17 protein-coding genes, 1 tRNA gene and 1 pseudogene are annotated in these 22,090 nt (G+C 31.3%); 4 read left to right on the top strand and 15 right to left on the bottom strand.

The window, feature by feature from the left end:
- Nucleotides 1–55: 55 nt before the first annotated feature.
- The gene (locus KAR88_RS00375; RefSeq protein ID WP_002778997.1) at nucleotides 56–472 is read left to right on the top strand and encodes a PepSY-like domain-containing protein; all 417 of its coding nucleotides are present in this window, start codon (nucleotides 56–58) and stop codon (nucleotides 470–472) included.
- Nucleotides 473–526: 54 nt separating this feature from the next.
- Here KAR88_RS00375 and KAR88_RS00370 read toward each other — a convergent pair whose 3' ends face one another.
- The 5 genes from KAR88_RS00370 to KAR88_RS00350 all read right to left on the bottom strand — a co-directional run bounded on the left by KAR88_RS00370 (nucleotide 527) and on the right by KAR88_RS00350 (nucleotide 7,572).
- On the bottom strand, nucleotides 527–2,131 hold the full coding sequence (locus tag KAR88_RS00370) for an ATP-dependent metallopeptidase FtsH/Yme1/Tma family protein (protein WP_002778998.1): 1,605 nt from the start codon (nucleotides 2,129–2,131) through the stop codon (nucleotides 527–529).
- The gene (mtaB, locus tag KAR88_RS00365) at nucleotides 2,128–3,384 is read right to left on the bottom strand and encodes a tRNA (N(6)-L-threonylcarbamoyladenosine(37)-C(2))-methylthiotransferase MtaB (protein ID WP_002779001.1); all 1,257 of its coding nucleotides are present in this window, start codon (nucleotides 3,382–3,384) and stop codon (nucleotides 2,128–2,130) included. The genes KAR88_RS00370 and mtaB overlap by 4 nt, the downstream gene beginning before the upstream one ends.
- Nucleotides 3,381–4,952: a mechanosensitive ion channel domain-containing protein gene (locus KAR88_RS00360; protein WP_002779003.1), complete on the bottom strand. Its 1,572-nt coding sequence runs from the start codon at nucleotides 4,950–4,952 to the stop codon at nucleotides 3,381–3,383. The genes mtaB and KAR88_RS00360 overlap by 4 nt, the downstream gene beginning before the upstream one ends.
- The gene (gene aroB, locus KAR88_RS00355; RefSeq protein WP_002779005.1) at nucleotides 4,949–6,004 is read right to left on the bottom strand and encodes a 3-dehydroquinate synthase; all 1,056 of its coding nucleotides are present in this window, start codon (nucleotides 6,002–6,004) and stop codon (nucleotides 4,949–4,951) included. Before aroB ends, KAR88_RS00360 begins: the two co-directional genes overlap by 4 nt.
- 167 nt (nucleotides 6,005–6,171) lie before the next feature.
- On the bottom strand, nucleotides 6,172–7,572 hold the full coding sequence (locus tag KAR88_RS00350; protein ID WP_002779007.1) for a TrkA C-terminal domain-containing protein: 1,401 nt from the start codon (nucleotides 7,570–7,572) through the stop codon (nucleotides 6,172–6,174).
- 29 nt (nucleotides 7,573–7,601) lie between these two features.
- On the opposite strand from KAR88_RS00350, the gene tgt reads away from it, so the two are divergent.
- From tgt to KAR88_RS00335, 3 genes are all read left to right on the top strand, one after another.
- Nucleotides 7,602–8,735, top strand: a complete 1,134-nt coding sequence (tgt, locus tag KAR88_RS00345; RefSeq protein WP_192801220.1) for a tRNA guanosine(34) transglycosylase Tgt — start codon at nucleotides 7,602–7,604, stop codon at nucleotides 8,733–8,735.
- Complete coding sequence (locus tag KAR88_RS00340) at nucleotides 8,722–9,492, top strand: CorA family divalent cation transporter (RefSeq protein ID WP_057037227.1); 771 nt, start codon at nucleotides 8,722–8,724, stop codon at nucleotides 9,490–9,492. The genes tgt and KAR88_RS00340 overlap by 14 nt, the downstream gene beginning before the upstream one ends.
- Before the next feature lie 54 nt (nucleotides 9,493–9,546).
- Nucleotides 9,547–9,623: transfer RNA gene (locus tag KAR88_RS00335), tRNA-Arg, on the top strand.
- A 514-nt stretch (nucleotides 9,624–10,137) separates the two neighbouring features.
- Here KAR88_RS00335 and KAR88_RS08985 read toward each other — a convergent pair.
- The 10 genes and pseudogenes from KAR88_RS08985 to KAR88_RS00280 all read right to left on the bottom strand — a co-directional run bounded on the left by KAR88_RS08985 (nucleotide 10,138) and on the right by KAR88_RS00280 (nucleotide 22,088).
- Nucleotides 10,138–12,828 (bottom strand): annotated as a pseudogene (locus tag KAR88_RS08985) (autotransporter outer membrane beta-barrel domain-containing protein).
- A gap of 438 nt (nucleotides 12,829–13,266) precedes the next feature.
- Nucleotides 13,267–13,410, bottom strand: coding sequence for a hypothetical protein (locus KAR88_RS00320; RefSeq protein ID WP_002779017.1), 144 nt, complete (start codon nucleotides 13,408–13,410; stop codon nucleotides 13,267–13,269).
- A 69-nt stretch (nucleotides 13,411–13,479) separates the two neighbouring features.
- Nucleotides 13,480–13,620 (bottom strand): hypothetical protein, encoded by a 141-nt coding sequence (locus KAR88_RS00315; RefSeq protein WP_002779018.1) that lies wholly within the window; start codon nucleotides 13,618–13,620, stop codon nucleotides 13,480–13,482.
- Between the two features lie 165 nt (nucleotides 13,621–13,785).
- Nucleotides 13,786–14,241: a hypothetical protein gene (locus tag KAR88_RS00310; RefSeq protein ID WP_002827297.1), complete on the bottom strand. Its 456-nt coding sequence runs from the start codon at nucleotides 14,239–14,241 to the stop codon at nucleotides 13,786–13,788.
- A complete protein-coding gene (gene ccsB / locus KAR88_RS00305; RefSeq protein ID WP_002834567.1) occupies nucleotides 14,241–17,501 on the bottom strand; it encodes a c-type cytochrome biogenesis protein CcsB in 3,261 nt (1,086 codons plus the stop codon). The genes KAR88_RS00310 and ccsB overlap by 1 nt, the downstream gene beginning before the upstream one ends.
- A 15-nt stretch (nucleotides 17,502–17,516) precedes the next feature.
- Entirely contained in the window at nucleotides 17,517–18,212 is a 696-nt protein-coding gene (locus KAR88_RS00300) for an ABC transporter ATP-binding protein (protein ID WP_002782151.1), read from the bottom strand.
- Complete coding sequence (locus KAR88_RS00295; RefSeq protein ID WP_002790197.1) at nucleotides 18,199–18,969, bottom strand: ABC transporter ATP-binding protein; 771 nt, start codon at nucleotides 18,967–18,969, stop codon at nucleotides 18,199–18,201. The genes KAR88_RS00300 and KAR88_RS00295 overlap by 14 nt, the downstream gene beginning before the upstream one ends.
- On the bottom strand, nucleotides 18,969–20,009 hold the full coding sequence (locus KAR88_RS00290) for a branched-chain amino acid ABC transporter permease (protein ID WP_002782148.1): 1,041 nt from the start codon (nucleotides 20,007–20,009) through the stop codon (nucleotides 18,969–18,971). The genes KAR88_RS00295 and KAR88_RS00290 overlap by 1 nt, the downstream gene beginning before the upstream one ends.
- 2 nt (nucleotides 20,010–20,011) lie before the next feature.
- Nucleotides 20,012–20,971, bottom strand: coding sequence for a branched-chain amino acid ABC transporter permease (locus tag KAR88_RS00285; RefSeq protein WP_002779036.1), 960 nt, complete (start codon nucleotides 20,969–20,971; stop codon nucleotides 20,012–20,014).
- A gap of 7 nt (nucleotides 20,972–20,978) precedes the next feature.
- A complete protein-coding gene (locus KAR88_RS00280; RefSeq protein WP_002779043.1) occupies nucleotides 20,979–22,088 on the bottom strand; it encodes an ABC transporter substrate-binding protein in 1,110 nt (369 codons plus the stop codon).
- Between the last annotated feature and the right edge of the window lie 2 nt (nucleotides 22,089–22,090).

The following is a 22,090-nucleotide window of genomic DNA, read 5'->3' as shown; positions in this document are numbered from 1 at the left end:
AAAATTCACATAAATTCACTAAAATTTAGTGCAAAATAATAAATAGGAAAAACTTTTGAAAATAAAATTTTACGGCATTATAGCTATCTTATCCACTTTTTTAAACGCTGATATTATAATATCTCCCGATGAGCTTCCAAGTATTTCTAAAGAATTTTTAAAAAATAATTTTCAAGCTCCCATAGGTATAGTACAAAGAGATAAGCACGCTTATGAGGTTTATTTGAGCGATGGGACAGAATTAGAATTTGAAAGCGATGGTTCATGGAAAGAGATAGAAAGTAAGGTCTTTCCTTTTGATTTAAATTTTTTACCTCCAAATTTAACAAATATCATTCAAAACAAATTTCCCAACACAAAAGCTAGAGAAATCGAAAGAAAAATCAATTATTACAAAATCAAGCTTACTAACAATATAGAAGTACATATTGATTTTAATGGTACGATTTTATATACAGAATATGACGACTAAAACAATTTATTAAAGTCTAAGATAGATGACAAAATCTAAAGCCATATAGATACTTTAAACCTGAACTACTTCTTTAACATCGTTATACTCTATCTTTTCTTTTTCAAGTAAAATTTTAGCAAGCGTTGAAATTTTTTCTTTTAAAGGGAATAAAAACTCATCTAGCTCCCTTTTAATTTCGTTTAAATTTGGTTCTTCAAGCATACCAAAGCTTATCATATAATCAAGCAATTCTTTAACTTTTAAAAAATCATTCTGTGAGTTTGTATAGCTTTCATTATAAATCAAACTCATAGCTCTAGAGCCTGCTAAATAAACCTTAATGCGATTGATAAGTTCTGATTTTGAGCGAATGGCATGCTCGTATTCCTTAAAACGATCTTCAATAAGAGTAATTTTCTCAAATCCTATATCAAAATAATACGCACTCAAAGCTTTTGCGGCCTGATAAGTCGCTTGTATACCCTTTTCTTCATCATTAAAACTTAGAATTTTTTTCTTTCCTAAAAGCACCTTATTTAGTACAGCATAAAAATCGCTTTCTTCCACCAAAGAACTATTTCTTCTTAAAGCATTGATAGCCGCTTCATTAACTAAGGTTTCAAGTCCAGCACCGCTAAAACCTACACTTGCTTTTGCAATTTTATTTAAATCAATATTGTTATTTTTACCCTTCATGTAAATTTCTAAAATTTTAAGCCTATCTTTAAAATCTGGCAAAGATAAGAAAATGCGTCTATCAAAACGCCCTGAACGAAGTAAAGCAGGATCCATTAGCTCGATTTTATTAGTCGCGGCGATTACGATAACACCACTATTATCTTCAAAACCATCCATTTGGGTTAAGAGTTGATTTAAGGTGCTATCTCTTTCGACATTAGACATTTCACCCCTTGCTTTACCCACCGCATCAATTTCATCAATAAAAATAATACTTGGAGCCATCATTTTAGCTCTAGAAAAAAGCTCCCTTACTCTTTTAGCTCCCATTCCTACATAAATTTCAACAAAACTTGATCCGCTTTGATAAAAAAAAGGTACCCCTGCTTCGCCTGCAACCGCCTTAGCAATCAAAGTTTTCCCTACCCCTGGAGGACCTACCATTAAAACACCCTTTGGCATTTTTACACCAAATTCTTTGTATTTTTTAGGATTTTGCAAAAAATCCACAAGTTCACTAAGCTCCATTTTTACTTCACTCACGCCTGCTACATCATTAAAGGTGATATTAGAAATCACAGGTTTTATATTGGAACTTTCTAAATTTGTGGTAGAAGTTTGGGTTTGAGTTTTACTAGATATAGGATACTTAGCTAATTCTTTTTTTCGTGCAAAATAAACAAAACTTAATAAAAGCGCGATAAGAAATACAAATATAACAAAAAATACCCACAAAGTACTGTCTTTTTTGATTTCCACAGGAACTTTTGATAAAAGGGTTTTAATATCTACACCATCTTTTACGATCACATAGCTCTCACCCTTAGCTTTAAGCCAAATTTCATCCTTATCAATCACTGCTTTTTCGATTAAATTTTGACTTAATAAACTTTGGTAAAGATTTTCATCTATGTATTTAGGTTCATTTTTAAAATACAAAATTCCAAAAAGCAAACACAAGATAAGAAAAGATATCAATATAATTTTTTTGTTTTTCATTTTTTACCCTCTAAGTCTGCGAAATTATGCTTTTCTTGCACTTCATATCGCTCTAATTTTAGCCATTCTTTTGCTATATCTTTACTGCTTTTGATTTTTATTTTATTAAAAAACTGATCATAACCTTCAAAAAAACCATCTTTTTGATTTTCAACTAAAATTTCAAGTGGAGTTTTAACTCTTTTTCTAAATTCATAGTTATTATTTTCTATAATAACTTTTAAAGTATTTAATCTTTCTTTAGCCACAGCACCATTTATAGTATCTTTCATGGTGGCTGAATGCGTGTTGTTTCTAGGGCTAAAAATAAAAGCATGGATATGAGTAAGTGGAAATTCTTGAAAATGCTTTAAAGCCTCATGCCAAAGCTCCTCGGTTTCCCCTGGATGCCCTACGATAAAATCAGTCCCCAAAGCATATCCTTTACTGGCTATGGTATTAAAAAGCTTCAAGTCATTATCTGTATGCGATCTTCTTCTCATGATGCGAAGCATTTTTTCACTTGTATGTTGCAAAGCGATATGTAAATGTCGCTCCATCCATCTTTCATCTAAAATTTCTAAAAAACTTTCATCAATTTGAGCAGGCTCTAAACTACCAAGTCTTATGCGTTTTATACCTGAAATTTGACCCATTTTTTGCAAAAGCTTACCTAGTGTTGTTCCATTTTTAAGTCCGTAAGAACCTATGTTTGTACCTGTTAAAACCACTTCGCTATAGCCATTTGCTCCTAAAATTTCAACCTGCCTTAACAAAGCCTGCTCATCAACACTTCTTGATTTCCCACGCACGCTAGGGATAATGCAATAAGAACAAGCAAAATCGCAACCTTCTTGAATTTTAACAAAGGCTTTGGTGTGATTTTCGTACTCACAAACTATATCTTTATCAATAAAATTTAAATTTCCAAGCTCGTAAAAACTTGTTTTTAAACCCAAAAATTCATTGATTTTATCTTTATTTGATGCTCCAAGCACCCCAAAAACTTGTTTTTTATCCAAAAGTTCTTTGCCTTTACTCACTGCACCGCAACCCGTAAGTATAACTCTAACACCCTTTTTTTGCATGGAATTAATATAAGACTTTATTCCGCTGTCTGCACCATTGGTAACAGTGCAAGAATTAACTACGATAATCTGTGCTTTTTCTTCATCATTTACGATTTCATAATCTTTTACATAGCTTTTCAAAAGCTCTGTATCGTATATATTGGTGCGACATCCAAAGGTTTTAAAAAAAACTTTTTCTTTCAATTGTTATCCTTTGTATGAAAATGCATAGAATTATAATGAGTCTCAAAAGGAGCTTGATTTAAATTTCCTAAATATAAATTTTGAGATGGATAAGCTATTTTAATATCCTCATGCTTGTTAAATTCTTTAATAATCTCTTTACTGATAGCGCTTCGAAGTATCAATGCTGCGTATGAATTTGTCATATACCAAGCAGATATTCTCATCCCCCAATGTTCAAAAAAGACAAAAAATCTAGGCTCTACTTTGGGATTTCTTATGCTGTATTCATTTTGCAGTCTTTTCATTGTTTTTTTGGCTAGTTCTGTATAGCCCTTTGCTAGGCGGTTGACAACTTCTTCAACTATAGCTTGAGCTTTTTCTATGTTAGAATCAAAAGTAACGCTAATATCTATACCATCTAAAATCGTTTTCATTCCATGATGAGTATAATTAGAAATAAGATTTGTAAAAACATAATTATTGGGTATGAAAACAATACGCCCTGCTCTACGATTTTTACTATAAGTTTCAAGTGTAATATCTTCATATAAAGTGATACGCAAAAAAGAAATATCTATAATATCCCCCACATAAGTAGTATCATTTTGAAAAACTTTTACACGATCCCCTACTCTAAAGCTTCCACCAAAAACGATCACACACCATCCAAGCATAGACATAAACATATCTTTCATAGCAATAGCTAAGCCTGCTGATGCAAAACCAAGTATAGTAACAAGATAGGTTATATTTTCTATATAAGCAAAAAGCAAAATAAGAAAAATGATATTAAGGTTAATAAAATTGATAATCTTTGTTGCTGTGTAGTATCTTTCATTATCCTTTATGTATTTTTTAGCAACAAGTTTTAACATAAAAGCAATAGCTACAACAATAACAATAGCTATGACTATATTAATCGCTCTTAAACCCTGCGCTTTGATTTCAGCACTTACTCTTGCAATTTCATCATCAATCTTTTTTTCATAAACAGAATAAGAAACACTAGCAAATTTTAAGGCTTGATCAAATTCTTCAAGTTTTTTATCTGATGCTTTTAATGCTTCTATATTTTCGATATTTGATTCTAGATTGACTAATTCTTTGAGTTCTAAATTCTTTTCTCTGATTTTTTCTACCAAATTCTTAAAATCATTAAATTTAAAGGCATATTCTTCTTTTTCTCCTCTTAATTTTTTAATATGAGAAAAAGCCCCAATAATCGCAAAAGGATTGGTGAGCTTAGATAAAGTTTCTATATCTTCAGGTGCACTAAGACTATGGGCAAAGTTTAATTCTTTATACTCTTTAAGGACATTAAGCTGTTCTTCTAAAGTTGCTATTTTTCGTTTTAATTCATCTTGTAAATGCACATCTTCTATTTTTTTTAATTCTAAATTTAAGATAATAAGTTCATCATTTATATCTTGATATTTGATAAAATTTTCATAGCGTACATCCCAAATACTAGCTCCAATGACAGTGTCTAAATTGCTTATTTTTTCATTGATATTATTAATAATAGTGCGATTTATATCGCCAAAAGCAAAAAGACTAAAGCAAAGTAAAAGAAGGATTTTTCTCATTGAAATTCTTCCAAGGTTTCCAATATCATTTCTTTGGCAATATCACCTTTTATGAGTCCCTTGCCCAAAGAATTTGCAAGAATGAAATTTAATTTTTGATTAGCACTTTTTTTATCCATGAAAAAAGCCTCATAAAACTCGTTGATGTTTTCGATTTTATAATGCGTTGGCAAATTAAATTGAAGTAAAATTTTTTCTATTCTCTCGCATTCTTCTTTACTTAATAATCCTAATTTTAAAGCCAAGCGATTTGCCATATTCATCCCTATAGCCACTGCTTCACCATGTAAATATTGTTTATAATCTGTAAAATTTTCTATCACATGAGCAAAGGTATGACCATAATTTAAAAGCATTCTTAAGCCTGATTCCTTCTCATCACACTCCACAACTCTTGCCTTAAGCTCTACGCTTTTAGAAATAATTTGAGTAAAAATTTCGTTTTCGCAAGTCGCATTTAAAAAACTTTCCTTATCAATCGCTTCTATAAATTCAAGCAAATCCCTATCAAACATTGCTGCCATTTTGATAAATTCAGCCATCCCTGCGGCCAATTCTCTTCTACCTAAGGTTCTTAAAAATTCACTTTCGCAATACACAGCTTTAGGCTGATAAAAAGTGCCTATTAAATTTTTTCCAAAAGCATTATTAACTCCTGTTTTGCCACCTACTGCAGCATCCACACAAGCTAAAAGCGTAGTAGGGATATTGATAAAATCAATCCCCCTTTGATAAATACTTGCCGCAAATCCACCCATATCGCTAATTACTCCACCTCCAAAGCTTATCAATATACTTTTTCGGTTAAGTTTGGAATTAAACATTTGATTTAAAATTTTTTCCAAAGTGAGTAAATTTTTGTATTCTTCACCATCTTCTATCGTCGCTATAAAAAGCTCTTTAGCCTTAATTTTAGACAATAGTGTTTTTAAATGGAGTCCTGAAATTTTAGGATTTGAAAGTATAAAAACCTTAGTATCTAATTCTAAATTATCCAACTCGTCTATATAAACCTTGTAAGCGTTTTCTTTTAAATCTACATTTATTTGCATTGTTCTACTTTTATTTTGAAATTAAATCTATTCTAGCAAATTAGGGCTAATCATTTTCTTAGTTCTAAGCCATAAAGCTAAGAAAATTTAAAATAAAAATCTTTTTTGAAACACTAAAAAACAAGCTCCTAAAAAAATAATACTTTATCATAAGCCTTAAATGATTCTCATTCTACAGGTATGAAAAGTTGATAATTTTGCCTCATTTTAGAATAATGTCTATTGAGATTAGTGCTTAAACTTTTGCTAAATTCTCCCTCCAAAAGCTCTTTTTCAAAACTCACAAATTGCAACAAATCTGCACGGTAAGATAAAGATAAAATAGGATTTTCATCATTTTTGCTTATAATTTGGATATTCTTATCGTAAAGCTTAGATAAACTTCCAAAATACTCCTCCATATCTGTAGTATTTTGCAAATTAGGATTATAATAATACAAAGTAATATCAAAATCAAGTTGCTTACTAAGATCTGTGATCACATTTGCATTATTTTCAAGTTCGGTTTCATTAGTACTTAAAATAACAGCATTTTGAATATTTTCGAATTTACCCTCACCTATTTTCAAAATAGGAATTTTCAATTCAAAAAAAGTTTTTTTCTCTTGCTCAAAATGTTTAAAATCTGTAAGAATAATACCTATATCATTATTTTCCAAGAAAGAATTTAAATTTGCAAAATCTGTATTAAAAAAATCAAAAAATATACTTTCTTGCTCATCTGAAAGTTGCTTCATTTTATCATATAAAGCACCCAATTTAGGATTAAGCACCCTTATAAAAAATTTCTTAGCATTGCTTTTTTTAACCAATTGCAAAGTGGTATCTAGTAATCTTTCTTGTGTATCTTCACTCATTTTTTTCATATCAATAAGAGTGAAGATATTGCTCCCAAAAGGAAGTGGAAATTGTCCTGCTTTACCTCTGATATTGTGAAAAATACTTTGAAGAACAGCGGGATCGCCTACGATTAAAATGCTGTCGTTAGGCTGTAAAACAAAAGATGGCTTAACAAAATAAATTTTAGAATTTCTATAAATGAGTACTATACGCCATCTTTTTTGCTGTATGGAGCTAATATGCCTGTATGCAAAAATCGACCCTGCAGGAATTTTAACTTCCATAACCTCCCCAACACCCAATCCAACACAATAAGCCGTTAAAGCAATATCAGGCAAAAAATCCATAAATCTTCGGCTCAAAGTCATTCTAGCATCGGCTAAATTTGTATGAACATCATTAATATTCAAACCCCAAAAATCCATGATCTCAATCTCTAAATTTGCATCTAAAGAACGCAAAGCTTCGTAGGTTTTTTTAGTTTCAAATTCATCTTGCATATAGATAAAAGCTTGTTTGAAAGATTTATTCATAAGAGTTTCAAGGCGGGCTGTGCTAGTGGGATCAAAATGATGAAATTCAATATATTCGCTATTTGCACCTAAATTTATATTTTCTTCATTTTGGCAAACTATGGTAAAAAAATATCCCAAGCCTTTTTCAAAACAAAGCCTTTCTAAGAAATGCTTTGCTAAAATACCATCAATTATTATTAAAATATGATTCATTTTGCACTCCAAAAAGGAAATTATAACAAATGGAATTTAAATTAAAGCATAAAGACAACCTAGCTAGAGTATGTGAGATAACAACAGCTCATAGCACTTTTGAAACCCCTATTTTTATGCCAGTAGGCACAGTAGGTGCTGTAAAAAGCCTTGATGCAATTGATCTTAAAGAACAACTTAATGCAAAAATCATCCTAGCAAACACTTATCATATGTATTTAAGGCCTGGTTCTAAAATCGTAAAACATTTTGGTGGTTTGCACGGCTTTACAAAATTTGATAGAAGTTTTCTTACTGATAGTGGTGGCTTTCAAGCTTTTTCACTTTCTGCTAATTCTAAACATTTTCAAGAGGGTATAGAATTTAAAAGCCATATAGATGGTTCTAAGCATTTATTTACTCCTAAAAGCGTATTAGATACTCAATATGATTTAAATAGTGATATCATGATGATACTAGATGATCTTATCGCCCTTCCTGCTACAAAAGAACGCATTAGAGTTTCAGTAGATAGAACTATAAAATGGGCAAAAGAAGCGATTGATTATCACAAACAAATGCAAATTCAAGGACTAGGTCTAAAACAAAATATTTTTGGAATCATACAAGGGGGAACCGATTATGAAGAACGCAAACGCTGTGCTTTAGCCCTTAATGAAATGGATTTTGATGGACTTGCTATAGGAGGACTTAGCGTAGGTGAAGAAAATGCTCTTATGTATGAAACTGTGGAAAATTTAAACCCTTTTTTAGATGAAAATCGCCCCCGCTACCTTATGGGGGTTGGAACTCCTGAGGATTTGGTTGAAAACATAGAGCGAGGGGTGGATATGTTTGATTGTGTTATGCCTACTAGAAATGCTAGAAATGGAACTTTTTTCACCAATTTTGGCAAATTTAATATCAAAAGAGCTGAATTTATCAACGATCATGAAAGCATTGATAATGAATGCTCATGCTATACCTGTCGTAATTTCTCACGCGGATATTTAAACCATCTTTTTAAAGCTAAAGAATTAACCTTTTTTCGCTTGGCTAGTTTGCATAATTTACATTATTATTTAACCTTAGTAGCGCAAGCACGAGAGGCGATAAAAAAGTCTGAATTTAAAAAATTCAAATACAAATTTTACGCCAAAAGGCTAACCAATGGTATGCGATGAGAATTTAAGCAAATTTCTTGCAAATAAAAATTTAAATACTTTATATATGGATTTTTTAGGGCAAAAAATTTTGATTTTAAATTCTTACAGCTCAAAAACAAAAAAGGCGAATTTCAGTGTTTTTGGATTTGAGGATGATATAATTTTCAAACTTGAAAATGCTCAATTTAAACCTTTTTCTTTAAATGATTTTTTAAGCACCATTCGGGCTATTTTAGAGGATTGTAAAAATGAAAATGCTTACTTTGAACGCATTTTAGAACGCAAAGAAAATATACTTTTAAAAGGCAATTTGATCAAAAATTTCTTTAAAAAAAGTTTTATCCTAAAACAAAAAATCAATAAAAATTTAAAAAACCTTTCCTTGCTTGATGAGGCATTGAATTTATTAGCAGGGACAAGCCCGCATAAAAAAGCTTTAAAGCCTATTATCTTTGCTGTCGGGGTTACATTAAAAAACAACAAAGAAATTATCACTAGATTAAACGAGCTTCATTTATTAATGAGTGCAATTAAAAATGAAAAAATGAATCAAAGCTTATATTTTTTAAGCATATTATCTGCAATATTTTTACCTCTTAATCTGATAGTAGGTTTTTTTGGTATGAATACTAATGATTTGTTTTTAAGCAATGTTAAACATGCAACTTGGTATGTTTTTGCTCTTATATGTTTTATTTTATTAAGTGGCTTAATCGTTTATCGCAAAAAAAGAAAGAAAGAATTAGAATTTGAAGATAAAATCTTAAACAAATAACCTAATTTTAAGAAAATTTTTTATACAATTACATCTTTAAAAATACAAAAAGATGCGCTCATAGCTCAGCTGGATAGAGCATTTGATTGCGGTTCAAAAGGTCAGAGGTTCGAATCCTCTTGAGCGCACCATTACTTCTTATATCAATTTATCTCACTTAACAAATAAAAGCCAATAAATCAAAACTTTGTAAGAATGGTAATTAATATCTTTTGATCAATTCAAAAATATGTGCAAAAAATTTCTTCTAAGAATTTACATATATTTTATATGCTTATAAAAAGATGAAAGATTATCAACGATAAACAATTAAAAATTAAGCTGTATTTAAAAAATTTTCATTCTCTTTTATACTTTTCTACATCACTTTGCAAGTCTAAATAAATGATTTTATCTTTTCTTGTATTATAAATATAATCTTTAAGTAGCTTTTATAGCTTTTATTGCTTTTATTGCTTTAAAATCCTTACTTTTATATATAGCAATTTGCAAAAACTAAAACTCTTTAAACATTAGCAAAGATTACTTGAAAATTTAAAAAGGATAAATATAAAACAAAGATCAACAAAAAACAATTTAAGTTTAAAAGTATAAAATAAAGCCTAATAATATCATAATCACAAGGCTTTATTTTTTTGTGTTTTACTAAAACTTAGCTCCTACTTCAAGTTTGGTGCTAAAGTCTATATTATCTTTAATATCACTTGAAAGCATTAATCTTGTAAAGAAAGATTGATTATGAGTAAAATCAATTTCTCCTTGTAGGTATAAAGAATCTTGATTGCTTAGTTTGCTTTTGGTATAGAATTTATTTAAACTTGCATCTTTAAAGCTGGCATTGTTTTTTAAAGAGTCTAAGAAATAATGATTCCATCCACCCAAGAAATAAAAATTCACAATAGCTTTGTCACTCATACCTTTTTCATAATTTACATTAAATCCCATAAAAGAATTTAAAGCATGGAAATTTTTAGAATCAATATTTAAAGCTGTAGAGTTCTGATTTTCTTCATTGATAGCGAAGTGATGTAAGAAGCTGTGTTCTATATAAGCTAAAGGTCCATAGCTTACCCCATAGTGATTAAAGCTTTTACCTATACCTACCATTTCACTAAGTAAGATAAGAATTAAACTTAGAATTATAATTTGCACTAAAAGCTCCTATGTTTACATTTCTATTAAGCTTGGTGTGCTCATAACCCATTCTAAAACTTCCTAAAAGATAAAAATCTTCTAAATCATATTTAGAAAAAATGCCTGCATATGCCCCTGTGGTTTTTGTATTAGCTAAGGTATCATCTATATCTATATTATTAGTATTTAACACCAAATTAAATCCTAAATTGAAACTATCAAATCCCTTAATAGCTTTAGCCTTTACTCCACCTCCATAGCCTTTATAAGCATCAAAATCTCCATTAGCTCTTGAGCTTTGATAAGTTCCAAATGGGGTTACGAAGCTTTGCCATTCATTGGCATATCCTTTTCTTACATCGCTTAGGGCTTCTTTATTGAGCTCCTCTTGGAAATCTAAAGAAATTTTAGCACTGTCTAAATAAGCTTTAGCATTAAGCTCGTTTAAACCCTGAGCTATGGTTTGTGCATCTGTAGCAAAGTCCAATTCTTTAAAAAGCAAAGCAATATCTTCATATTTTCCATTCTGAGCTAAAGAATTTAAAGCATAAGCTAAAGAAATATCGCTTGAATTTTTAATATAAGGAGTATAATCACGAACAACTCCTAATTCTTTTGTATTTGCATCATAGATAAAATTTAAAGTAGGAGAAAAATCAAGACTACTATCATAAACAATAGAATTAAAAGCACCTTGAATTTGATTTGCGCTAATTAAATCAGGATCTAACACTACTTTATCTTTATAAAAGTCTTTTAACATGTAAAAATTAAAAGCTCCTGCTAAATTAGCATTACCTCCTACATATACTAGACTTTGTCCATTAGCATTAATACCTGCAGTTAGGATAGTATTTGAATCCTGAGTGAAATTGTTTTTAATATATAATAAAGAAGGGTTGATGCCATCTGCACCGAGTAGGCTAAAATGGGCTTTATTGTTTAAATCATAAACAAAAGCACTACCTTGTAGATTAAGATTCTCATTAACATTCATTTTAAAATTATCATAACTAATACATTAGCTTTAACACTCCAAGTATTATCTAAAGCATTGAAAGCAGCTCTTGATAAGCTAGAGTCAGAACCAAAATTAAGATCTATATAAAAGCTATCTTTGTATTGATTTGCTAATTTTTCATTATTAGGATCCCAATTACAAATAATATCTCCTTCTACCTTAGCCCATTGTGCTATGTTGATAGTGTTTACATAAGCATTATCAGCTATATAAATGGAAGCTAAAGAACCTATAGTAGAGCTAGCAGCATTAAGATTTAAGCTTTTAACCAAGGCTCCATCTAGGTTATACTCCGCAAGATCGTCTTGATTATTACCAGACATTTGATGTATATAAGAGCCACGGTATTCTTCAGCATTGCCTAGAGTGTTATCCCCAAAATCTATATTGATGGCTATATCCTCTTTACCTGTAGCTTTTAATTCTCCATTATGTTCAATAACATGATCTTTTCCATAAGCGATTAATAAAGCATTAGAATAATCCCCTAAGGTATGAACCTTAGTATCATTGGCTATAATCAATTGGTTATTCGATCCATCTATACGAATACCACTTGCAGCTACGCCACTTGATAAAATATCATGGCTTTGAGTAGCTATATTATTTTTACCATAGATATGCAAACCCACTCCGTATTCTGTAGGATTGTATTCTCCTATAAGCCATTTGCCATCTTTTCTAGCATAATAACCATGATCGCTTTGCCAGTTTAAAAGATTGCTTTCGTAAATAGAATCTCCATAATAAAGTTTTCTATCAAAATTATAACCTATATCCTGAAGCAAGGCTAATTCTGCTTCCATATAGAAGTTATAATTACGCCAACTTTGATGACTCATTAAAGAATTATCAAGCTCAATATGAGACATATCTAATATAATCCCTTCCCAAGCATTGATAGAAATACCATTAACCCCATCATAACCCAGTTTAGCATTTTTAATAACTTCTGCGACATTTTCTCCTTTAAAATAAACATTGCCCGAAGCATTGCTAAAACTGCCATTAATATAAACACCATCGTCCTTAACTAAGAAAACCGTCTCTCCTTTTAACTTAGCTTCTTCTACCTCTGCTTGGGTTTTAACTATTCTCATTCCTATTTGAGCTTTTACTCCATTAAGATCATATAAATGATCACTAAAACTGTTTAAAAAACCGTTAAAACATTGTCCCAAATTTCCTCCACAACTACCAGCTAAAGATAACACGCCTAAAGCATGAAAAAGCTCATGGGTGAAGGTAGAAAAAGTATCAAACTGATTCCCATTTTTAGGTAGGGTAGTAGGATGAGAAGCTATATACCAATCAAGCTTTCCCATATTAATATGCCCTAAGTATTCTACACTTGCTTTAGTAAAAAAATCTTCTGATACACCTATAAGTTCTTGTCTAATAGTATCTATACTTTCTCCTTGCAATACCCTATTAATATAGGATTAGAAAAGAAATCATAAGATAATGCATTGGCATTTGGAATATCAAAGGTACTTACACTGATAGGAATGGGGGAAGAATTGATTGCACTAGCTCCTATAATATTAGCCCAAAATTGAGTCGCACAAATGATTTCATTTCTTTGGATCTCATTTAAAGTATAGGAAGAGGCAACAGTTTCACCAAAAAACCGTATTTTCTCCTTTATTGTAAAAATCAAGTTTAAAAATAGGTTTATCTTCATTATAAATAATAGTAGTATCATAAGCATTGGCTAAATTTGTACTTAAGATTAAAGCCAGAAGCATTTTATAAAAACGCATACTTACTCCTTGATAGGCATATTTTTGTCCGCGTAATTATTAGATGTGATAATAAAATTTTGCTTTAACTTATCCACCATCAACACCTTTGTGTCCTACGCTTGTAAAGCTACCCACCTCTCTTTCATCTCCAAATAATCCATAGCTTTCTACACTATAATTTATCATGGTATGTAAAACAACAAGATATTTTCTGCTTGCATCTTGCAACCAATCTCAAATATCATCACCCAAACTCTCGTCCTTTAGCGCCTTTAAAATATGCTTTCTCTCTGTAATATCTCTTCTCTTATCTCTTTATCAAAATATAAACTCCACCATAATTGCTTGTAATTTCTTTAAAAACACATACGCTTAAAAAATTTAAATCCGGTTTTATTTCTCTTCTTTGATTTTTCTTTTTGCTAAACCCATCTGCTCATAGGCATCGATTTCTTTTTTGTAAGAAGCAGAAATTTTTTTAAGCTCTTGATTTAAAAAACTTACAGTTTGAGGGCTAGCTTTTGGGTTAGCAGCTAAAGCGGATACAAATTCTAATTTATTTTTTGTTTTTTCATCTAATTCTTTAGAAGTTTTAGAGCCTAGCTTATGTGTTTGAACAAAGAGCTTTACCAACTCCCTTAAATCACGATCGCTATATTTTAAATCACTCGCCGCTGCTATCATCTTATTTAAATCATTATCAAATTTGCGGGCTTTAGCTGTATTCTCAGTATTTTTTTGTTTTTTATTTTTCTTTTTATTATCACTGAGAATCAAATAAGCTATCAAACTCAAAAAGAGGAGCAAAGCTCCAGAGGTGCAAATAATCACCCAAAAAATATGGCTCATTAAAGTTTGCCTACAAACTCACGCTTTCTTCTTGCAAGTAATGCTAAAACAATCATAATCACAACTCCCCAATAAACATAACTAGGAATTTGAGCAGCTTCTCCTGCAGCATAAGAGTGCAAACCTACTAAGAAATAATTTACTCCAAAATAAGTCATAATAACAACCCAATAAGCAAACATACTCCATAATGCAAAGGTAAATTGATTAGAATATTTTGGAATCATTCTAATATGCAAAATAGCCGCATAAACCAAAATACTTACCAAAGCCCAAGTTTCTTTTGGATCCCAACTCCAATATCTACCCCAACTCTCATTGGCCCAAATTGCACCTAAGAAATTTCCAACAGTAAGCAAACAAAGTCCAAAAATCATTGACATTTCATTAATTCGAGTTGCTTCTGTGATATTTCTTAAAATACTTTGATTGTATTGATTGTTTTCTTTTAAAAAACACATTAACAATAAAGTAAAAATTCCAAGCAAAGAACAAAGTCCTAAAAATCCATAGCTAGCAGTAATAACTGACACATGGATACTAAGCCAATACGAATTAAGCACTGGCATAAGATTTGTAATTTGTGGATTCATCTCACTTAAGTGAGCCACAGCTAAAACAATACCCGCAAGTATAGAAGTCAAAGATAAAGCAATCGGACTTTTTCTGGAAAAGAAAATTCCTGAAAGAGATAAAGCCCAAGCTATATAAACCATACTCTCATATCCATTACTCCAAGGAGCATGATCTGCTAAGTAAGCACGCAATCCAAGTCCTACAGTATGGACTATAAAGGCTAAAATATTTAAAATATAAATGACTTTAAATATAAGAGAAATTTTAAGTTTTGGCGCAACCATTTTAATCAAAAGAACAATCAACAATAAAAATCCCGCGATTAAATATACAGGAGCAAGTTTGACAAAAATTTCAGCTTTATTTGAAAAAATTTCCATCTCTACTTTTGTTTTATTAGGCATAACCTCATGCCCTATTTTCTCTTGATATTGTTTGATAAAACCTAAAGCTTCATTAGCTCTTGTCCAATTTCCATCATGAAAAGCTGAGTCCACAGAAGAAAAATAATTTTTTATAAGTGTAAAAACAAACTGACCCTCTTCATCCTTAAGTGTTGTAATAGCAGAAAAAGGAGCCAACCATGCATTATTGTCATGATTTTGTATAGGAATAAATTTAAAAAGTTCTCCACTAAAAACCAAATTTACAACATTTGCTCTTTCATCTAAATAAATGATTTCTTTATCAAATACCCCTCTAGCATTTGGGTTTTTGCGGTTAGCATTTTCCACATATTTTTGAAGTTTGTAACGATTATTAGCATCAAAGAAATCCTTATATTTGACATATTTTAATTCTGGAGAAATTTCTAAAATTTCAGCGATAGCCTCACGAACATTTTTATTGCTTGGCATTAAAATAAAGGCTTCATTTTGCCATAAATCTACATTGATAAGCATTGAAAGCATTATAGCGCTTGCTTCTTGTCCTTTATAGTCTGCACTCTTATGAATTTTTTCCAAAATTTCTCTAGCTAAAGTATCAAAAGGTATCATTCTACCATCTACAGATTTTTGCACGATAAGGGCTTTAAGCTCTTTAACATGTGCTTTATCCACTATAGGTATATTTTGCTCTAAGCTTATATTTAAATCTTGAGCAAGCATTTTATCTGCTCCAAATAAAGCTACAAATAAAGCCAAAACACTAGCAGTATGCTTCAGAGCGTCTTTGTTGATAAGTCTTGCTAGAGTTCTAAATCTTGAATGTGGGTTTAAGAAATTTAAAAACATACCTAAACAAAGCAAGAAATAACCTATATATGTAGGAATTTTACCCGGGTCTTTATTGACTGATAATATCGTCCCTTTTTCATCCTGATCGTAAGAACTTTGATAAAATCTATAACCCTTATAATCTAACACATTATTCATGAAAATCCTATAATCGAAATTATCTTCATTATTTTTAACCGTAATTTCACTTGCATAAGAAGCAGGAGACATAGATCCAGGATAACGATCTATAACAAAATCTCTTAAATAAATTTCAAAAGGCAATTGCTCATATGCAAGCGCCCAAGAAATAAAGAATTTTTGCCCAGCAAGTTCTACTACGGTAGGTTTATTGTATTCAAATACATAAAATTCTTTACTTTCATTCTTATAATCTAATTGAAGTTTTAGCGCATGTACTCCTTTTAATTCCAAAGCTTGATAATCCTTACTCATAGCAAAATCTTTAAAATTCGTAAGCCATGAAGCTTTCCAGTTTTGTGGCTCCCCAAAGCTTGATATCATTATAGTTCTTGCAAATTCTAACCAAGCTGATTTAAACCATAGCCAAAAGCTTTCATCTTGCGGCCTGTTAACACCTTGAATTTCTTGAGCTCCATGCAAAGAAGCAAATTTCACTACAAAATTTAAATTATCCAAACTATATAATCTAAGATCTTTAGCATCTGCCTTTTCGCCAATTTTAAGAGTTGAATTCTCGCCTTTTTTCATGTTAAAAACGCTTAAATTTTCACTTGAGCTTAATTTTAAATTTTTATCTATTTTGATATAAGGTTTAGCCACATCATCATTCATAAAGGCAAAATTAATTCCGTTGATATTTTGTACCTCTCCTGATCTAAATTCCAAATTCGCACCTTGGGAATTTTTTTCAGAAATAGTCAAAACAAGCAAGGGTGAAGAAACATTATCTTCTTTATAAGTATAATCTGCATCTAAAATTAAATTTTCATATTTTAAAACAGCTTTTTCATCTCCCATATTTAAATTTAATTTAAAAGAATTTGCAAAAGGTAAATTTCCTATGTAACGATCATTTACGGAAGTATAACGCTCGCCATCTTTAATAGTAGAAATTCTTAAAGAGGTTTTAGAGCTTTCAACTAAAGCATTTTGAGTGTGCTCTCGAATCGCTAATAAACCTTCAAAACCACCATAACGAGTCATAGCAGAGCCAAGCAAGATAAAAAGAAAAGAAAAATGAAAAATCATCAAAGGCATTTTTTTTAGAGCAAACATCTTATAACGAAACATTCCAAATAATAAATTTATGCCTAACAAAAGCTGTATATACTCAAACCAAAAACTATCATATACCATTGCCCATGCAGTAGGTGTACCATAAGCACTCTCTATAAAGGTTGCCAAGCCACAAGATAAAGCAAAAAGCAAAAATAAAACTATAGAAATTCTTAAATCACCCACACTTTTAATAATATTTTTCATATCCTAACCTCTGTATCATAATCCTAAATATTTTTTTCTAATATTGTCATCGCCTATGAGTTTTTTAGCCTCACCTTGCATTGCAATAAGTCCATTTTCTAAAACATAAGCATAATCACTTATCTTTAACGCAGAGTAAGCATTTTGTTCCACTAAAAGTATAGTAATGCCCTCTTCCTTTAAACGCACTATGATATCAAAAACCTCTCCAACTATCTTAGGAGCAAGTCCAAGCGAGGGCTCATCAAGCATTAAAAGCTTAGGTTCGCTCATCAAAGCTCTTGAAATAGCAAGCATTTGAGCTTCCCCTCCACTTAAATTTCCTGCCATAGCATGTTTTTTGCTCGCAAGTCTTGGAAATAACTTATACATTTGCTCTCTTAAGTGCTCATAGTTTTCACTATTATTATAAGCACCTATTTTTAAATTTTCTTCGACACTAAGATTGATAAAAACGCGCCTTCCTTCAGGCACTAAAGCTATACCTTTTTGCACCAAAGTATGAGTTAGATGCCTTTTTGTATCATAACCTAAAAAATTTATTTCTCCAGTTCGTTTTACTGCATTTAAAAGCGCATTGAGAGTAGAAGTCTTTCCTGCTCCATTAGAGCCAATAAGAGAAACTATATGACCTGTTTCTACTTTAAAATCTATGCCCTTAACTGCTTCAATCAAGCCATAATAAACATGCAAATTTTTAACTACTAGCATCAAAATCTCCCAAATAAGCAGCAATTACCTCTTTATGATTTACAGCATCACTTATTTTTCCTTCAAAAATAGTCTTACCGTAATCAAGCACCAAAACTTTATCACAAAGCTTATTAACAAATTTCATATCGTGCTCTATAAGCAAAACGCTGATCTTATAGTCTTTTCTAAGCTTTAAAATAAGCTCTGCTAATTCATCGCTTTCGCTAGAATTCATACCTGCAGCAGGTTCATCAAGTAAAAGAAGTTTTGGGTTTGTAGCCATAGCTCTTGCAATTTCAACTTTTCTTTGCTGACCATAACTTAAACTCGTAGCTTTCTCATCTGCAAATTCACTAATACCGAGTTCTTCTAAAAGCTTATAAGCTTTATTTTTAAATTCTTGCTCAACCCTATGGAAACGACCTAAATGCAAAAAAGCTTCCAAAACGCTATATTTCATTTGTTTATCAAAACCTATCATAACATTTTCAAGCACACTCATACTTGAAAATAATCTAATGTTTTGAAAGGTTCTTGCTATGCCTAAATGCACAATTTTATGAGGCTTTAAATCATTAATTTTCTTATTTTGAAAAAATACTTCTCCGCTTGTTGGTTTATAATTGCCTGTAATAATATTAAAAAGTGTTGTTTTGCCCGCACCATTAGGACCAATTAGAGCAAAAATTTCACCCTCTTTAATATGAAAAGAAGTTTCATTAATAGCTCTCACTTCCCCAAATTTTTTAGTAATATTCTTAAGCTCCAAAATCATTATTTAAGTCCTTTTTTAGAAGGTCTTTTAAAGAAGGAATTAAGCTCTCTATCGCCAAAAATTCCGCGTCGTGCAAAAAGCATAACTAAAATAAGAATTAAAGAAAAAACCACCATTCTAAGTCCTGGCATAGAACCCATATCGATACCTAGAAAATCGATTTTAATCTGCATTTCATCTAAAAATCTTAACCACTCTCTTCCACCTATGATCAAAATAGCTCCCAAAATAGCTCCCGTAGTAGAACCTAAGCCGCCTAAAACTATAATTATAAGCAACATAAAAGTAAATTCAAAACCAAATTGCTCTGGAGAAACAGAGGCAAGAAGACAAACCAAAAGTCCTCCACCTACACCCTCTAAAAAAGCAGAAGTTCCAAAAGCAAGAGTTTTAGTCCAAAAAGTATTTACTCCCATAGCGCTTGCAGCGTCTTCATCATCCCTAATTGCTTGCATTGCCCTGCCAAATTTAGAATAAACCAAATTTAAAATCAAAATAACAGATATAATCGCCACTCCACCTGTCCAATAAAGATTTGAAAGCAAAGGAATACCATTTAAGCCCATAGATCCATTTGTCCAACTTGGAAAATTAATCGCTAATTTTTGGATAATAATACCAAAACCTAAAGTTACAATAGCTAGATAATCCCCTCTTACACGAAAAACAGCAAAAGCAAGGATTAAAGATAAAACACAAGCGCTAAAGCCAGCGACTAAAAGTGCTAAGATGAAAGAATTTGTATGCAAAGCTAAAATGATAGGATTTGGGTCTTCTAAACTGAATAAATCTAATTTTTGTTCCGAGCTTAAAAGCACTAGAGCCGCAGCATAAGCACCTACTGCTATAAAACCATTTGGCTCTAAAGAAAACTGACCTGTGACACCATTGATTAAATTATAACTTACTGCTAAAGTAATATAAATAGCAATTTGATTTAATATACCAATACCATAGCCATCAAAAAATTGTGGAGCAAGCATAATAAAAGCAATAGCTAAAACAATATAAACTAAAGCTGAAATTTTAATTTTTACCATTTTTAAAACCTACTCTTTTCAAAATTTATGCCCAAAATTCCCGTTGGTCTAAAAAGTAAGATAAACACAAGAAAAATAAAAGCAAAAGCATCCTTAAAACCCGAAAGCTCTGGAAAGAAAGCCACGGCCATAACTTCAGTCAATCCTATGATGAGTCCTCCTAGAACCGCTCCTACTACAGAGCCAATCCCTCCTAAAACTGCTGCTGCAAAGGCCTTAAGTCCAACTAAAGTCCCCATAGTAGGATAAGCAGAATAGTAATTACTCGACCAAAAAATCCCTGCTAGAGCAGCTAAAGCAGATCCTAAAGCAAAAACAATGGCAATAATTCTATTTGCATTAATTCCCATTAAATTTACAGTTTGTATATCAAAAGCCAAAGCACGAATGGCTATGCCGTATTTACTTTTATAAAGGATAAAAAGGACTCCAAGCATTACTACTAGAGTTACTAAAGGTACAAGCAACGAACCTAAAGTTGTACTAACACCGCCTATGCTAACCAAAGTTTCAAATATTGGTGGTGCTGGAAATTGCTGTTCGGTTGAAGTAAAAATCACATTAAAAAGATTTTGTAAAAAAAAGCTAATACCGATTGCAGTTATCAATAATGAAATTCTAGGAGCTTTTCTTAAAGGCTTATAGGCAATTTTATCTATCAATATTCCCACAATAGAAGAAAAGATCATAGAAGCCACAAGTGCAGCTGCAAAAATAACAACAAGATATTTTCCAAGCTCATCGCTACCAAAAAAAGTTTGATTTAAATGATTGATAATTGGAGAAAAAAAATTTATCAACAAAAGGGCTATATAAGCACCCACCATCATAATATCACCGTGTGCAAAATTGATCAGCCTTAATACACCATATACCATGGTATAGCCCACGGCAATAAGTGCGTACATGCTGCCTAGACTAAGACCATTAACAAGTTGTTGTAAAAATAAAGTAGAGTCCATATTTTTCCTAAGGATTTATAGTATCTTTATAAGTTTGTTTTTGATTTTTAATTTCTTTCACTACCACAGAACGAGTTGCATTTCCGCTTTTATCGATACTAATAACCCCGGAAACTCCTTCATAATTGTTTGTTTGGTGAATTTTTTCATTAATACACTCACTTGTAAGTGTATTTTGGCAAGCATTCATAGCATTAAACATTACAAAATAAGCATCCGCTCCCATAGCTGTAAAATTTGGAACCTCTTTACTTTGATTTTCCTTTGCGTATTTAGCTATAAAATCTTTACTTAGCTGGGTTGTAGGATTGTTTGCATCAAAGCTATCTGTAAAAATATATCCTTCGCTTGCATTGCCTGCTAATTTAATAAAAGTAGCATCTGCAACCCCATCAGCTGAACCCATTGGGGTATTTAAACCTATGAGCTTTGCTTGTCTAACAAACAAAGAAGCTTCACTATAATAAAGCGGAAGGAAAATAAAATCAGGATTTAAAATTTTAATTTGAGTTGCAATAGCTTTAAAATCTTTATCGCCTGAATTTACTCTAAGAGTTTTTAAAATTTCACCACCCTTAGCCTTAAATTCTTTTTCAAAAGCCTTAGCAAGTCCTAAAGAATAATCCGTACTTTGATCAACCACAATTACAGCTTTTTTGTGGTTTAATTTTTCAAAAGCGTATTTTGCCAAAGATGAGCCTTGAAAACTATCCATAAAGCAAACTCTACTTGAATATAATTTGTTTTCTAAAAGCTTATCTCCTGTTGCAGCAGGAGCGATAAGAGGAACTTTATTTTCTTCAGCTATGCGCATTACTTGTAAAGTATTTGCAGTAACCATTTCACCGATAAGTCCTAATACCTTATCTTGATTTACAAGGCGGGTAGCAGCACTTGCGGATTCGATCTTATCTCCCTTAGTATCCAAAACAACAAGATTGATTTTATCTCCGTTAGCTAAAGTACTTTGCATTTCATTAGCTAATTTTATACCCTCTAAAGCACTTTGTCCATAAGCTGCCGTTGCCCCGCTTAAAGGTAAAACAACTCCTAAATTTACTTCTTTTGCTTGTAAACTTAAAGCCAAAGCTGCTGCTAAAATTATTTTCTTTTTCATTA

Origin of the sequence: Campylobacter sp. JH23 (assembly GCF_017846595.1) — a bacterium.
GTDB classification, from domain to species: Bacteria; Campylobacterota; Campylobacteria; order Campylobacterales; family Campylobacteraceae; genus Campylobacter_D; species Campylobacter_D coli.
This window is presented reverse-complemented; position numbering and strand designations above follow the sequence as displayed.